At 66.9% G+C, this 15,123-nt stretch carries 16 protein-coding genes; 13 read left to right on the top strand and 3 right to left on the bottom strand.

Annotated features, from left to right (window positions below):
• Positions 1–180: 180 nt before the first annotated feature.
• Complete coding sequence (locus tag ACWDUA_RS18845) at positions 181–1,809, bottom strand: hypothetical protein (protein WP_449752530.1); 1,629 nt, start codon at positions 1,807–1,809, stop codon at positions 181–183.
• A gap of 154 nt (positions 1,810–1,963) precedes the next feature.
• On the opposite strand from ACWDUA_RS18845, the gene ACWDUA_RS18840 reads away from it, so the two are divergent.
• The 11 genes from ACWDUA_RS18840 (at position 1,964) to ACWDUA_RS18790 (ending at position 11,384) form a co-directional block, all read left to right on the top strand.
• On the top strand, positions 1,964–2,629 hold the full coding sequence (locus ACWDUA_RS18840; protein WP_449752529.1) for a TetR/AcrR family transcriptional regulator: 666 nt from the start codon (positions 1,964–1,966) through the stop codon (positions 2,627–2,629).
• Between the two features lie 12 nt (positions 2,630–2,641).
• Positions 2,642–3,352 (top strand): hemerythrin domain-containing protein, encoded by a 711-nt coding sequence (locus tag ACWDUA_RS18835; protein WP_449752528.1) that lies wholly within the window; start codon positions 2,642–2,644, stop codon positions 3,350–3,352.
• A complete protein-coding gene (locus ACWDUA_RS18830; RefSeq protein ID WP_449752527.1) occupies positions 3,352–3,822 on the top strand; it encodes an SRPBCC family protein in 471 nt (156 codons plus the stop codon). The genes ACWDUA_RS18835 and ACWDUA_RS18830 overlap by 1 nt, the downstream gene beginning before the upstream one ends.
• A 180-nt stretch (positions 3,823–4,002) precedes the next feature.
• A complete protein-coding gene (locus ACWDUA_RS18825) occupies positions 4,003–4,878 on the top strand; it encodes an ABC transporter permease (RefSeq protein ID WP_449752535.1) in 876 nt (291 codons plus the stop codon).
• Positions 4,875–5,648 (top strand): ABC transporter ATP-binding protein, encoded by a 774-nt coding sequence (locus ACWDUA_RS18820; protein WP_449752526.1) that lies wholly within the window; start codon positions 4,875–4,877, stop codon positions 5,646–5,648. The genes ACWDUA_RS18825 and ACWDUA_RS18820 overlap by 4 nt, the downstream gene beginning before the upstream one ends.
• Complete coding sequence (locus ACWDUA_RS18815) at positions 5,645–7,258, top strand: FAD-binding protein (protein WP_449752525.1); 1,614 nt, start codon at positions 5,645–5,647, stop codon at positions 7,256–7,258. Before ACWDUA_RS18820 ends, ACWDUA_RS18815 begins: the two co-directional genes overlap by 4 nt.
• A complete protein-coding gene (locus tag ACWDUA_RS18810) occupies positions 7,255–7,626 on the top strand; it encodes a 4Fe-4S dicluster domain-containing protein (RefSeq protein ID WP_449752524.1) in 372 nt (123 codons plus the stop codon). The genes ACWDUA_RS18815 and ACWDUA_RS18810 overlap by 4 nt, the downstream gene beginning before the upstream one ends.
• A 71-nt stretch (positions 7,627–7,697) precedes the next feature.
• Positions 7,698–8,726 (top strand): ABC transporter substrate-binding protein, encoded by a 1,029-nt coding sequence (locus ACWDUA_RS18805; protein WP_449752523.1) that lies wholly within the window; start codon positions 7,698–7,700, stop codon positions 8,724–8,726.
• A 63-nt stretch (positions 8,727–8,789) separates the two neighbouring features.
• Entirely contained in the window at positions 8,790–9,155 is a 366-nt protein-coding gene (gene trxA / locus ACWDUA_RS18800; RefSeq protein WP_449752522.1) for a thioredoxin, read from the top strand.
• A 124-nt stretch (positions 9,156–9,279) separates the two neighbouring features.
• Positions 9,280–9,849: a TetR/AcrR family transcriptional regulator gene (locus tag ACWDUA_RS18795; RefSeq protein WP_449752521.1), complete on the top strand. Its 570-nt coding sequence runs from the start codon at positions 9,280–9,282 to the stop codon at positions 9,847–9,849.
• Complete coding sequence (locus tag ACWDUA_RS18790; protein ID WP_449752520.1) at positions 9,846–11,384, top strand: MFS transporter; 1,539 nt, start codon at positions 9,846–9,848, stop codon at positions 11,382–11,384. The genes ACWDUA_RS18795 and ACWDUA_RS18790 overlap by 4 nt, the downstream gene beginning before the upstream one ends.
• Before the next feature lie 52 nt (positions 11,385–11,436).
• On the opposite strand, the gene ACWDUA_RS18785 is transcribed toward ACWDUA_RS18790, so the two are convergent.
• Positions 11,437–12,330 carry a bile acid:sodium symporter family protein gene (locus tag ACWDUA_RS18785; protein WP_449752519.1) on the bottom strand — a complete coding sequence of 298 codons (894 nt, stop codon included), beginning with the start codon at positions 12,328–12,330 and terminating at the stop codon, positions 11,437–11,439.
• Positions 12,331–12,481: 151 nt separating this feature from the next.
• Between ACWDUA_RS18785 and ACWDUA_RS18780 the strand changes: the two genes are divergently transcribed.
• Entirely contained in the window at positions 12,482–12,919 is a 438-nt protein-coding gene (locus tag ACWDUA_RS18780; RefSeq protein WP_449752518.1) for a VOC family protein, read from the top strand.
• Between the two features lie 49 nt (positions 12,920–12,968).
• Here the strand turns inward: ACWDUA_RS18780 and ACWDUA_RS18775 are convergent, their stop codons facing one another.
• Positions 12,969–13,742: an SDR family NAD(P)-dependent oxidoreductase gene (locus tag ACWDUA_RS18775; RefSeq protein ID WP_449752517.1), complete on the bottom strand. Its 774-nt coding sequence runs from the start codon at positions 13,740–13,742 to the stop codon at positions 12,969–12,971.
• A 265-nt stretch (positions 13,743–14,007) separates the two neighbouring features.
• Between ACWDUA_RS18775 and ACWDUA_RS18770 the strand changes: the two genes are divergently transcribed.
• Positions 14,008–14,979 (top strand): AraC-like ligand-binding domain-containing protein, encoded by a 972-nt coding sequence (locus ACWDUA_RS18770; RefSeq protein WP_449752516.1) that lies wholly within the window; start codon positions 14,008–14,010, stop codon positions 14,977–14,979.
• The last annotated feature ends 144 nt before the right edge of the window (positions 14,980–15,123 follow it).

The following is a 15,123-nucleotide window of genomic DNA, read 5'->3' as shown; positions in this document are numbered from 1 at the left end:
CCTGCCACGACAACCCACCCTCACCGGCCGTGTCGGCCGGTCGCGGTGACGCCATCCCCGAGGTCATGCACCGAACATACAGACGAGGTCCGACAAACTGTGTCGTCCCTGGTCAAGGGTGTGATTCTGGGGTGCGCGGCCGCACCGGCGGCCCCCGGTGAAGCCGGTGGCCGGCGCGGGTCACCGAATCACGAGATCGGTGTTCGTGGCGCTCAGGGTGATCGGGGCGATCTTCTTCTCCCGCATCCATCCGCGGTAGAACGATGCCACCGTCGGATCGGTGCCGCGGGTGGCGTAGACATCGTCGGGAAGCTCGACGGCGCCGATCAGATGTCTTGGCGTACTGGTCAATCCGGGTTGACCGGGGGTCATCCGCATGCCATCGGCGGTATGGAGCAGGACGGGGATACGCTTTCCGTCAGGGGTGGTCACCGTGGCCTCGCGGGTGGTCACCGCGGGATCGAAGTGTTCCACCGACAGCCGGTATCCGGACGGTGCCGCCGACAGCCCGATCTGGTCGAGCAGTCGCGGATCGACGACGCTGTAGGGGAGTCCGATGTCGATCAGGGTCTGACCGTCGACCGAGGCGGTGCGTGACGGGAGTGATCCCGACAGATTCCACGGCGTCGGCGGCGCCAGGGTGGCGGCCGACATGTCTTGGCCGGTGTTGATCAGAATCGGACCGTGCAGTGGCCCGCCGGTCGGTACGAACGCCCACGTCGGTGTATGTAATCCCTTGCGCCAGTACCCGGCTTCTCCGTTCTGGCGTCCCTCGACCCGGAGCTCGCGGCGTTCGGCGCCCGGTCGGGTGGAGATGACGGTGATTGCCGAGGTGATCTCACCGGGGATCTTGGGTTGCTGCTTCCAGTCGGAGGCCGGGAGTTGCACCGCAGCGGTGGACCGATCCCAGGTCTCCTGGTTGAGGTCGGTGGCGCTGGGCAGTCCGTCCTGGCGTTCCCAGCTGTAACGGAAGAACACCGAATCGGAGCCCGACGAGTCGAAGTCGAAAGTCCTCGTGAACATGTCGCCGTAGCGATTGATGACGAGCATCGTCGAGGCCGATGCCGACAAGGCCACCGAGCGGAAGCGGCCGCCGAGTGGGCTGCCGATCTCGTAGGACCGATCGTTGGGCAGCCAGGGATCGGCGTACACGATCCGACTGCCGTCGCCGACGAGGGCGGGGATCATCGTCATCTTGGCCTGGCCGCTCGGATGCACCCGGCCGGCGATGTCGAGATACTCGCGATTGGCGGACGGCGAGGTGACCGACAGCGCCCAGCCGTGCGGGCGCACCGTGTTCGCCGGGAGCGTCTGTCCATCGCCGAACCACAACATGGCGCCGAAGCGTGACGTCCAGTTCCACAGCCGCGGTGACTGCGTGACGTTGTCCATCGTGTAGATCCACCGGTCGCCGTCGACGCCGACCATCTCGTCGTCGTCGAGGGAGATGGCGGTCAACTGCCCGCGCAGACAGGACGGTAGGGGCACGACGCGCCATGTCCCGGTGTGCCGCGGACGTGCGATCAGGATGTGTTCGACCAGGGCGAATTCCCAGTACTTGTTGAACTGCATGCGTTCGGTCCGCAGTTCCACCTCGGCCGGCGCACCGGTGCCCTGATAGCGAGGGAGATCGTCGACACCCGTGCGGTCCCCGGTGGCGGGGGCACCCGGCGGGAGCTGCGCGGTCCCGAACGGCACGCACGTCGCGGGACCGGCCGCCGCGGGTGCGGGTGCCACGAGTACCGACAGGACGATCGCGGCGGCAACCGCCGTGACGGCGGCGCTCAGATGTCCTCGGCGAGATCTCATGCCGAGGATGATAAGTCCTTCTCGGTCTGCTCAGGCCGCTCCCGCCCACGTCGTCCCGGCTGGTCCCCGGGAACGGTGTCCAGCCCGTGCAAAGCCGCGGGACAATTGATCTGACACCCCTTGTATTCAAAGTGATGGCGTTACACAATGAGGTATGGCCAGCGGTACCCCGCCTGCTCGAACCACGGCCACCAGCCCGCGGCGCTACGACTCGAGCCTGCGCCGACAGCAGGCCGCCGAAACCCGACGGCGGATTCTGGATGCGGCGACCGCATTGTTCACCGACCGCGGATGGTCGGTCGGGGTTCGGGAGATCGCCCGCGTCGCCGGGGTGTCCTTCGAGACGGTGTATGCGAACTTCGGCTCCAAGACCGCATTGCTGAACCGTGTCGTGGATGTGGCGGTGGTCGGTGACGACGAACCCGTCGCCCTGGTGGATCGACCCGAATACGCGGCGATCTCGTCCGGGAATCGGCGGCGCCGAGCCGGTGCGGCGGCCTCGCTGATCGCTGACGTGAACCGGCGAACCGCCGGGTTGCAGGGTGTGCTCCGAGAGGCGGCAGCCGCCGAGCCGGAACTCGCCGCGCGCCTCGAGTCGCTCCGGATGAGCCGGCGTCAGGCGGTCCACGAGGCGTGTGTTGCGATCGCCGGACGGCCGCTGCGAGACGACGAGGGGGATGGTGTGTGGTCAGTGGTCTCCGTAGAGGTCTACGACCTGTTGGTCGGTAGCGCGTCGTGGAGTGCCGACCGCTATGAGAAGTGGATCGTAGAAACGATTCTGAGGTTGCTGTCCCCAGCAGGGAGCACCTCGAACCAGTGAAAGGAGAGGGCCGTGAACACCATCGATCACGAGCCCGCCGACACTCGCAGCATGGGTATCGTGCACGGTGCCCTACGACGCGATCTCGTACGTGCCCGAATGGTCCTCGAATCCGGCCCCGATCGCGACGACCGCCACCGACGTGCGCTCGCCGACCACCTCGTCTGGCTGATGGACTTCCTGCACGCACACCACACGGGTGAGGATAGAGGTCTGTGGCCACTTGTCCGGCAACGAAATCCGTCGGCAGGGTTCCTGCTCGACCGGATGGATGCCGACCACAAGCGGATCGCTCCCGCCATCGATGGCCTCGCCAGGACGGCGCGGTCATACCGAACGCGTACCCAGGCGAGTGAACAGGTGATCGCGGCACTCACCGCTCTCGAGGCGGTGCTGCTGCCACATCTCGCCGCGGAGGAACTCGAGATGATGCCGGTGGTCGCCACCTCCATCACCACCCAGGAGTATCGCGACGTCGAACGTCGATTCTTCGTCAGGCCCAAGGGGTTCTCGGAGCTCGGCATCGAATACCACTGGCTGGCAGACGGATTGGATCAACAACGGCGTGATCTCATCGCCGGCGTGGTTCCGCCGATCCCACGATTCGTCCTGCTGCACGGGTTCGATCGTCAGTACCGGCGGTATGCCGCCGCGCTCTGGGCGGGTGGGCCGGCGGCCGAGGTACCGCCCCTCGGACCCGCCGATGTGGCGAGGGGGACATGATGGGCAGGATCGCTCGGCACGGGCGGACCGAGCTGATCACCTCGGCATCACCGGAATCGCTGTGGCGCATCATCAGTGATGTCTCCCGCACGGGGGAGTGGAGTCACGAATGCCGACGTGCACACCTGCGCCGGACAGGGGGGCCCGTCGTCGCCCCGGGGATACGGTTCCGCGGGGTCAACCGGTCGGGGCCGTTCACCTGGACCCGGCTGTGCGTGGTCACCACGGTCGATCCGCCACACCACCTGGCATGGCGCACGGTGGGACTGTGGGGGCACGTCGACAGCACCCAGTGGCGGATCGACCTCGAGCCCGTCGGCACGAGAACCCGGATCGTCCAGACCTATGACGTGGTGCACGCCGTTGCGGGCGCGGACCGGATCTTCTGGGTGATCGTCAAGGCGCATCGTGATCGACGTGACGCGCTGATGGGCGACCTCGAACGGCTGGCCGCCCTGGCGACAGACTGAGACGACTCGCGGCAGGAGGCGGGGCGGTTCCGAACCGCCGTGCGCGAAAACCTGTGACCGGAATCGAAGTGGACGTAGTTTCACTGCTCAATCCAGTCCTCCACATCCGGGAGCACGTCGGTGACCCTGCAACTCGAACCGAACATCACTGCGGAACCGAACATCACTGCGGAACCGAACATCACTGCGGAACCGAACGTCACCGTGGCGGGCGACGTCGGTGCCTCGGCAACGCCCGAGCCATCGTCGTCCGTGGCTCGACGCGCGGTGGACCCTGTGCGCACGTGGCTGACCGGCGGGCCGGCGATCCGCCTGCTCCGGCAGTCGATCGGCCTCGTCCTGGTGGTGGTGATCTGGCAGCTCGGCGCCCGAACCTGGCTGGGCGCCACCACGCCCGCCCCCACCGAGGTCGTCGACGCAGGGTGGCAGTTGGCGAGCAGTGGCGACCTGTGGCATCACCTCGCCGCGTCCACCCGGCGCGTCGCGATCGGTCTGGCGATCGGCATCACCATCGGCACCGCGCTCGGTGTGGCCGCCGGACTGGTACGCGTCGCCGAGGACCTGATCAACGCGCCGGTACAGGTCTTGCGGATGATGCCCGCAGTGGCATTGGTCCCGGTGTTCATCATCTGGTTCGGGATCGACGACGTCTTCAAGATCGCACTGATCATCGTCGCGCCGATCTTCCCCATGTACGTCAATGTCTTCGCCGGAATCCGCAGTGTGGACCAGAAACTCATCGAGGCCGCGGAATCGTTGAACCTCACCCGGTTCGAGCTGATGCGCTTCATCCTGCTGCCCGGTGCACTCCCGCAGACCTTCGTCGGGTTGCGCCAGGCCCTCGGCATCGGCTGGCTGGTGCTCGTCGTCGCCGAGATGCAGACGACGACGGTCGGGCTCGGCTTCGTGATGAACGATGCGAAAGAATATCTGCGCACCGACCAGATCTTCCTCGTGCTGGTCATCTACGCGGTCCTCGGCCTCGTCACGGACTTCGCGGTCCGGCTACTGGAGAAGCGGTTTCTTCGCTGGCGCAACGGATTCGAGGGACGATGAGTACCTCTGCGCCGCCGGTGGGATCTACCACCGAGAGCGACGGCGTCCGGGTCCACGACGCGACACGGCGCTTCGGCGACCGCACCGTACTCGACCGCATCGACCTGACCATCGAACCCGGGGAGTTCGTCGCGCTGCTCGGCGCCAGCGGCTCCGGCAAGTCCACATTGCTGCGGGGGATCGGCGGACTCGACGACGGGTTCACCGGGACCATCGAGGCCCCTGACACCAAGGCGATCGTCTTCCAGGAGCACCGGTTGGTCCCGTGGCTTCCGGTGTGGCGCAACGTCGCCCTCGGGCTGCGCGGTGCCCGGACGCACGAGCGTGCGGTGGCCGCGCTCGGTGAGGTCGGACTGGCCACCAAGGAGAACGGCTGGCCCACCACCCTCTCTGGCGGGGAATCCCAACGCGTCGCCCTCGCCCGGGCCCTGGTCCGCGAACCGCGACTGCTGTTGCTCGACGAACCGTTCGGGGCGCTCGACGCCCTCACCCGGATCAATGCCCAGGCACTCGTCGAGCACCTGTGGCAGGAACACCGACCTGCCACACTGCTGGTGACCCACGACGTGGAAGAGGCCGTACTACTGGCAGACCGGGCTCTGGTGCTGCGCGACGGCCGGATCTCCGAGGACATCGGAATCGACCTCCCCCGACCCCGCGACGTGACGGCCCCCCGATTCGTGGCCTACCGCAAGCAACTGCTCGCGGCACTCGGCGTCGACCACCGACCCGTGACCACCCACCACACCACCGCGACGGAGACAGCGTGACCGAGACCCTCACCCTCACCACCGATGTTCTGATCCTCGGCGGCGGCCCTGCCGCGACCTGGGCGGCCATCCACGCCCGTGAGGCCGGCGCGGATGTGATCATCGCCGACAAAGGCTATTGCGGGACATCGGGAGCCACGGCTCCGGCCGGAACCGGAGTCTGGTACGTGGTGCCCGACCCGGACCGACGGGCCGAGGCCAAGGCGAGCCGGGAGGAGCTCGGCGGCCACCTCGCCGACCACGACTGGATGGACCGCGTCCTCGACCAGACGTATGCCAACATGCGCCGCCTCGGCGACGAGGGACGCTACCCGTTCCCGGTGGATACGCAGACCGGCGAGCCGATCCGCACCGGTGTGCAGGGGCCGGAGTACATGCGACGCATGCGGGCCTGGGTGCAGCGCAAGGGGGTCCGTATCCTCGACCATTCTCCTGCGCTCGAACTGCTCGTCGACGCCGACGGCCGCGTATCCGGGGCGGCCGGTGTGCGACGTCAACTCGGCATCGACTACCGGATCACCGCCGGCGCCGTCGTCCTCGCGACCGGTGGTTGTGCCTTCCTGTCCCGCGCGCTGGGCACCAACGTCGACACCGGTGACGGTGCGCTGATGGCCGCCGAAGTGGGCGCCGAGTTCTCCGGGATGGAGTTCGCCAACGCCTACGCCATCGTGCCCAAGGGTTCTACCGTCACCAAGACCGCCTACTACGGGTATGCGACGTTCTTCCACGAGGACGGCCGCATCGTCACGGGCGCCGGGTCGATGAAGGGGCGTTCGGTGATCGCACGAACCCTGCTGCAGGAGAAGGTGTACGCGCAGCTCGACCGCGCCGACGACCGCGCCGCCGCACTAATGCGCCAGGGTCAGCCGAACTTCTTCCTGCAGTTCGACCGACGTGGGATCGATCCGTTCACACAACGTTTCGAGGTCGACCTGCTCGCCGAGGGGACGGTGCGGGGCACCGGTGGGATCAACATCGTCGACGACGACTGCTGGACCGGTGTGCCCGGCCTCTATGCCGCCGGCGACGCTGCGACCCGCGAACGGATCTGTGGTGGATTCACCGGTGGGGGCAGCCACAATTCGGCCTGGGCGATGTCGTCGGGGACCTTCGCCGGCAAGGCCGCCGCCCGCGACGGCCTGGTCCACGGCCGCCCGCAACAGCACACGGTGTCCGGTGCGGGCCGTGTCGGACTCGGTACCGGACATCATGCACCGCAGGCCGCAGAGGTGGTGGCCGCGGCCCAGGCGCAGCTGATCCCGTTCGACAAGAACTACATCCGGCACGGTGACCGACTCGGACCGGCGCTCCACGCGCTGGACGAGTCCTGGAGGTCGTTGTCGGCCGGTGATTTCGGTGCGCCGTCGACGTCGGAGCGGCTCGCGACGCGGCAGGCGGCCGCGATCACCGCGGTCGGGCGGTGGATCTACGCCTCGGCACTCGCGCGTACCGAGTCACGCGGGATGAGCAAGCGGGACGACCACCCCGACCAGGACGCCGGTCAGCACGGCCACATCCTGTCCGGGGGACTCGACGACGTGTGGGTCCGGCGGGCACCTGCGTTGCCGGGCGCCCGGGCATCCAGGTCGGCGGGAGTGCTTGTCGCATGATCGAACTCGTCATCGCCGAGGCGTGTATCGGCTGCGACAAGTGCGTGGCCGCCTGCCCGACGAATGTCTTCGACAGCACCGAGGCCGGGGTTCCGGTGATCGCCCGGCAGTCCGACTGCCAGACCTGTTTCATGTGTGAGGCGTACTGCCCCACCGATGCGCTGTACGTCGGTCCGGACTCGTCGCCGGCCGACCCGCAGACGTTCGTGGCACCGGCCGACCTGATCGGCAGCTACCGGGCCCACCTCGGCTGGGGCAGTGGCCGCCAACCGGGCAGCCGGACCGCGGTGGGCCCGCCCATCCCGCACGGCGATCCACCTCCGCGCATCGACGAGCGTATCGCCGCCGCAGCGACTCGGACACCCTGACCCCAGGCCGGTCAGCGACCGGTTCGCTGAACCTGTTCCGTCAGTTCATCCCATATCGCACAAGGACTCCCATGCCCCGCACCCGTGTGGGCCGTATTCGCGCGGCCCGCTTCCTCGCCATGCTCGGATCGCTGTTGCTCGCCGTCGCCGCCCTCGCCGGCTGCGGTGGCGGACAGGACGATTCGGCACAGCGTGACGTCATCGACACGCTGCGGATCGGCGTGATCGGGTCCACCAATACGCTGACCGGCCCGATCGGCTTCGCACACAGTCAGGGAAAGCTGCTGGAGGCGTTGAAACCACTGGGCGTCAACAAGATCGAGGTGTACAACTTTCCCAACGGGCCCGACCTCAACCAGGCACTCATCGGTGGCCGGCTCGACGTCGCCCAGTACGGTGACACCCCCGCCCTGGTGGCCCGTGGCAGCGGGCTCGACACCCGCCTGATCTCGATCTCCCAATTCGACCTCAACGCCGGCGTGGTGGCCAAAGACCCGAACATCAAGACCCTCAAGGACCTCGCGGGAAAGCGGATCGGCGTACCGAAGGGCTCCTACATCGATCGGTACCTGCAGGGAGCGCTGCAGGCCGAAGGCGTCACCGCGGAGTTGGTGCACCTGTACCCGGCCGACCAGGAGGCGCCGCTGAACTCCGGTGAGATCGCCGGGGCGGCACTACCCGGCGTGGTGCCGTCGGTGACGCTGCAAACCTTCCTGCTCAAAGGATTCCACCTCGTCGACTCGGTGTACGAGAACCATCCGGATCTGGCCGGCACCAGCGTCACCGTCGCCGCCGACGTCTTCCTGGGCAAGCACCCGACATTCGGTGCCGCCTGGCAGAAACTCCACGCCGACTCCGTGACCTACACCAAGGCGAACTGGAACGCATACGTGGACTTCGAGATCGCCAACTCCAAAGCGCCCGCCGAGGCCATCCGGCAGGCCGCCAACGCGGCCGGCTTCGCACCGGAACCCTTCCCGGCGAGGGGTGTGGACCTGTTGACCGGTACCAAGAAGTTCCTGGCCGATCAGGGCAGCCTCAAGGAGGACTTCGACCTCGACAGCTGGTACTACCGGCCAGACACGTCGTCGGACTCCTGATCGGTGGGCCTCGTGAGGGCTGGACCAGGGAATATACCCCGCGAGGTATCCATTGAACCCGTCATGACAACCCGTGAGATCACCCTGGCCAATTTCGACGACACCATCAAGGAAGGCGGCATCGTCCTGCTCGACTTCTGGGCCGCGTGGTGCGGACCCTGCCGGATGTTCGCACCGGTCTTCGAGAAGGCCGCCGAGACCCACGCCGACATCGTCTTCGGCAAGATCGACACCGAGGCTCAGCAAGAACTCGCCGGCGGGTTCGGCATCCGCTCGATTCCCACGTTGATGGCCTTCCGCGACGGGATCATGGTGTTCAACCAGGCCGGAGCCCTGCCGGCACAGCAGCTCGAGCAGCTGATCGAGGCGGTCGAGGGTCTCGACATGGATCAGGTGCGCAAGGAGGTCGCCGCCGCTCAGGCGGAGTGACGCGTCCCGTGATGGGTGTCACATGAACCTCTCCGGGTGGGGACAGCGGTCTTGACCGGCCCTGACATGGTCTGTACAAACGTACATGTACATTTGTACAGACCATGCAGCGTCAGGAGCCGTCATGCCCCCATCCACCCGCGATCCCGCGGGCCGTCGCGAGCAGATCGTCACCGCTGCCGCCGAACTCCTGTGCGCCGGCGACGGCAAGCTGACCCACCGGCGGGTCGCCGATCACGCAGGTGTCCCACTGGGGTCCACGACGTACTACTTCTCGACGCTCGGTGACCTCACCGCCGCCGCGCTCGAGCACCTGGCCGATCAGGTCGACATCGGCCTCGCCGAGACCGCGGAGCTGGTGACCGGCGGGGACGCCACGCCGGAGACCGTTGCCCGGCTGTTCCACGAGTATCTGACCGACCGCGACCGGGTGCGCGTCGAGATCACGATCTACACCGCCGCACTGCAACGACCCGAACTGGTGCCGCTCACCCGGCGATGGTTCGACGGGCTCGTGGAGATCCTGTGCGCGGTCACCGACCCGGCGACCGCGCAACTGCTCGCCGTCTTCGTCGACGGCGCCTGCATGCACGCCGCGGTCCAGGAACAACCGCTCGAGCTCGACGTCCTCGAGAAACTCACCCGCACGTTGATGGGCGGGCCGGGACGCGTCACAGGATCGGAGCGGCCATGACCGTGTTGTATTCGCTACCCACCAATCCGGATGGAACCCTTCGGGATCCGATGCCGACCTGGCGTCGCTGGGCTTCCCTGACGGTGCTGTCGGTGGCCTTGCTGGCCGTCGTCATGGACCTCACCGTACTCAACGTGGCCTTGCCGTCGATCAGTGCCGAGCTCACTCCGTCGGCCACCGGCCAGCTGTGGATGGTGGACGCATACTCGCTGGTCCTGGCCGGTTTGCTGATCCCGATGAGCGCACTCGCCGACCGCTGGGGGCGTCGTCGGCTCCTGATGCTCGGCTTCGCGGTCTTCGGTCTGGCGTCACTGCTGGTGCTGTGGGCCGACTCCACCGCCGCGGTGATCGCACTCCGTGCGCTGCTGGGGCTGGGCGGTGCGATGATCATGCCGACCACCTTGTCGATGCTGCGTGTGGTCTTCACCGATCCGCGTGAACGGACCCTCGCCCTCGGCGTGTGGGCGGCCGTCTCGGCGGCCGGTGCGGCCGTCGGACCGATAGTGGGAGGCCTTCTGCTGGAACACTTCTCCTGGCATGCGGCGTTTCTGGTGAACGTCCCGCCGATGATCGTCGCGATCGTCGCCGCCGCATTCCTGCTGCCGGAGTCGCGGCTCACCGCGGCCGGCTCACTGGACCTGGTCGGTTCGGTGCTCGCCGTCGGCGGCGTGGCCACCCTGGTGTGGTCGATCAAGCAGTTCGGCAAGCACTATGTGGCCGACGGTTTCGCCAACCCACCGGCCTGGATCGGCCTGATCGCTTCGGCGGTGGTGCTCACACTGTTCGTGATGCGGTGTCTGCGCCGGCCGGAACCTCTGCTCGACGTGCGGTTGTTCCGGAGGCCGCAGCTGACCGCGGGGGTGCTGGCCGCACTGTTCTCGATGCTGGCGATGGGTGGCGGGCTCCTGCTTCTCGCCCAATGGTTGCAGTTGGTGGAGGGACACTCGCCGCTGCAGGCCGGAATCCGTCTGCTGCCGTTCGCGGTGGGTGCGATCCTCACCTCGGTTCCGGCCCGGAACCTGGTCGATCTCCTCGGTGTTCGCGCCGTCATGGGAATGGCGCTGCTGCTGCCCGCCGCCGGATTCCTGCTGTTCTACCTCGCACCCGAACCGCTCGGCTATCCGTGGGTCGCGACGGCGATGCTGCTGCAGGGTGCCGGCGCGGGCGCCCTGGCGATCGGCTCGGCGATGATCATGTCCGGCAGTCCGCAGGACAAGGCGGGCAATGCGGCCGCGATCGAGGAGACCGCCTACGACCTCGGCAACGTCTTCGGCGTGGCGCTTCTCGGCACCATCGCCGCGGTCGCCTTCAGCAGCAAGATCCCGGTGGACGTGCCCGGTGCCGACGAGTCACTGGCCGAGGCCATGGAGGTGGCGCGGCAGACCGGCTCCGCCGAACTCGCGACCGTGGCACAGACTGCGTTCACCGACGCGATCGCGCAGGTCGGCATCATCGGTGCGGTGATGCTGACGATCGCCGGGGGCATCGTCATCTGGCTGACGCCACGCGGGTTGGACCTCGATATCCAGCACTGAGCGGCTTCCCGGACAGGTGTCGTGCGTGCGGCCGGACTGCGCGCCCGACACGTCATGGTTCGCGCAACCCGATCTCACCGTCGGCCGTCGCCGGACGGGGTTGGCGGGTGATGACCCAGCCGAACGCCGGTGTCAGGATGTACATCACGATGGAATAGACCGCAGCCGGGACGGCAACCATCGCATTGTCGAGAACACTCAACGCGATGGTCAGCGCGATCGTGGTGTTGTGGACGCCGATCTCCATCGAGGCGGCGACGGCCTGCGGCCTGGTCAGCCGGAGCAACAGCGCCGCGCCGTAGCCACACGAGAGACTGATGAGGCAGAACAGACCGACTACCGCTCCGACCTGCCGCCCGTGGTCGACGACGTTCTCGCGGTCGGCGATGATCGCGCCGGTGATCACCACGACGAGCACCACGATGGAGAAGATCCGGACCGGGCGGTCGGCGCGCCGGGCCACGTCGGCCCATCGTGACCGCACCACCATCCCGATCCCCACCGGGGCCAGGACCAGCGCGATCACCTGGACGACCTTGGTGAACTGCAGCCCCAGCGCGCCGGCGGCGTCGAAGTGGGCGATCGCGAGATTGGTGATCAGCGGGATGGTGAAGGCGGCGAGCACCGAGTTGATCGCGGTCAGCGAGATGTTCAGGGCGACGTCGCCCCGGAAGAGGTGGCTGAACAGATTGGCCGTGGTACCGCCTGGAGACGCGGCCACCAGCATCACGCCGACGGCCAGCAGTGGCGGCAGGTCGAAGACGAGGACCAGTCCGAAGGCGATCACCGGGAGCAGCAGGATCTGGACGGCGAGGACACCGATCACCGCTCGCGGTGTGCGCACGACGCGGGCGAAGTCTCCGGGTGTCAGCGACAAGCCCAGGCCGAACATGATGATCGCCAGCGCGATCGGCAACCCGGTCGAGATCAGCACGGAATCCTGCACGGGTGCACCTCCCTTGTCTCGTCCACTCTCACACGGCAATCACCGCAAAACGGACCAACCGGCAGAAGGGTACGGGATCGCACCGGTCGCCGTGGGGGAGTGGGCGGTACGGCACTTCCGGGAGTCCTCTGGGCTCACTACGGTGGAGCGAGTGGGCATCACACTCGAGAATGTGGGTATCGCCGTCGACGATCTCGACGCGGCCATCGCCTTCTTCACAGACCTCGGCCTCACCGTGCTCGGCCGGGACGAGGTCAGTGGTGAGTGGGCCGACGTGGCCGTGGGACTCGACGGCAATCATGCCCGGATCGCGATGCTCGCGACGCCCGACGGTCACGGACGCCTCGAACTGTTCGAATACATCCATCCGGAGGCGATCGTGACCGAACCGACCCTGCCCAACGAGATCGGCATGCATCGCGTCGCCTTCGCCGTCGACGACATCGACGAGGCCCTGGCGACCGCAGCTCGCCACGGATGTCATCCGCTGCGTGGCGTCGCCAACTACCGCGACATCTACAAACTCACCTACGTGCGCGGACCCAGCGGGATCATCGTGATGTTCGCCCAGGACCTGACGAGGGCGTAGCCCGCCGGGAACGGTGGACCCACCGCGCACGACGGGTCCACCGCGACCGTCAGAGCCCGGTCATCCCGGCATCGATGGTGTAGATGCTGCCGGTGACGTACGAAGCACGGTCAGAGGCGAGGAAGGTCACGACTTCGGCGATCTCACTCGGCTCGGCATAGCGATGCAATGCAACAAGTCCGGCAAAGGACGCCTGGGCGGCCTGGACGTCGTCGGGCGACATCCCGGACTCGATGGAGCGCATCATCCGTGTATTCACCGGTCCCGGACATACTGCGTTCACCCGGATACCGGCCGGGGCTGCCTCGGCGGCCGCTACCCGTGTCAATCCGATCACCGCGTGTTTGGAGGCAGTGTAGGCGCCCAGTCCGGTGAATGCGATCACACCGGCCATCGACGATGTGTTCACGATCGAACCACCACCGCCTTGGTCGGTCATCGCAGCGATCACGTGCTTCAGACCGAAGAAGTGTCCTTTGACGTTGACATTTAGAATCCTGTCCAGCGTCTCCTCGGTGGTGTCGACCAGCGCACCCGTGGCGCCCTCGACCCCGGCATTGTTGAAGAAGACATCGATGCGGCCGAAGCGATCTCTCGCCCCGGCGACATATCTGCGTACCTGGTCCTCAGAGCTGACATCCGCGGCGATCAGTTCCGTGCGGCCGGGATCCAGTCCCAGTTCGTCGGCGAGCCTTCGCAGAGCTGGCGTCGCGAGGTCCACCAGCACGAGGTTCGCGCCGGCCTTCGCGAAGATGCTCACGGCGGCGCTGCCGATCCCGCCCGCGGCACCGGTGATGAGCACGGTCTTGTTCTCGAACTCCATGATTGCCCTTCGATCGTGTGGAATACCCTTGGCCACTTTGTCGTCCGGACCCTGAGGTGGGCATGAACGACGGTGCACGGTGTGATGGAGCGGGGTGCATCAGGTTGCGACGGCCATGGCTTCCGTGATCTCACAGTCACGCCATGCGCCGCGTGAGATGTCGTTCACATGGAAGTGGAGGGCTGTGAAACCTGCGTGTCACGGCATGTTGCGATGCTGTGCCCGCGTGCGCCTGCCACACGACGCGCACCGATCGGAGTGAGACATGACCACGTGGTCTACCGAAGGAGTGACAACTGCCGAGCGGTATGACTTCTGGCGGGATGCCCTGACCGCGGCCTTTACGCCGCTGGTGCCGCACGCCATAGACCATGACGGTTGGCGGCATGGTGCGCCATTGGACGGTCGCGTGGTCGGATCGGCCGTCGACCGGCTGAACATCACCAGGATCAGGACGTGCGCCCAGCGAAATCTGCACGGCGAACGCGAAGTTCGGGCCAGCCCCGACGAGGTCTGGTTTGCCAACCTTCTGATCGCGGGGCGTTGCGTCGGTGAACAAGACGGGCGTCAGTGCGATCTACAACCCGGGTCGCTGGCATTGTTTGACGCACGTAAACCCTTCTCCCTGAATTACATCGAGGACTGGAGCGCGATCTCTATCCGGGTTCCGTCCGCAGACATGGTCGACCTCACCGGACACCGGGGTGGGTCGACAGCAGTGGCCCTCGCCACCGACCGGGGAGCGGGAGCGATGCTTCGGGAGCTGATGGTCACAATGGCCAGGTCGCCGTCGGATATTCGGTCGTCCAACGATATAACGGTGGCAGAGGCGTTTCTCCTGCTACTCGGATCGGTGCTACCCGGCCGGGAGGTGTTTCGCACACCGGTTCCGGAACTCGATGCGCTGCTGCGTGAACGAGTACGTGCGCATATCCACTCCGCAGTCCTCGACGGCCCCGTCCGTCCCGAAGAGGTCGCGGCGCGCTTCCATATCTCTGTTCGGAAGCTACACCAGCTGTTCGGCGGGGCCGATCTCTCCTTTGGTAGAACGGTGATGGCCGCGCGCGTCGACGGATGCGCGAACGAGTTGGCTCAGGGATCGTCGAGTACTCTGACCGATCTGGCCGCTCGATGGGGATTCTCGGACCTGTCCCACATGCATCGTGGCTTTCGTCGACACCGTGGCCGATCCCCCGCGGAATTCCGTAGTGGAGAAACAGGATTCGAACGCGAATGACCCAGGTTCTAGGTCCGGAGGTGGTCGGGGAGGCGCGTGCGCCGCGGGTCTGGGAAGCCGGGGTGGGCGTGTTGGTGATGGCATGCGCAGGTGCCGGAGCGCGCGTACACCAGGACTGCTGTGAGGTCGTAGCCGAGATCGGCG

The sequence above is a fragment of the Gordonia sp. NPDC003376 genome (genome assembly GCF_053589235.1).
Note: the sequence above shows the minus strand (reverse complement) of the source record. Positions and strands in the feature narration are given on the sequence as shown.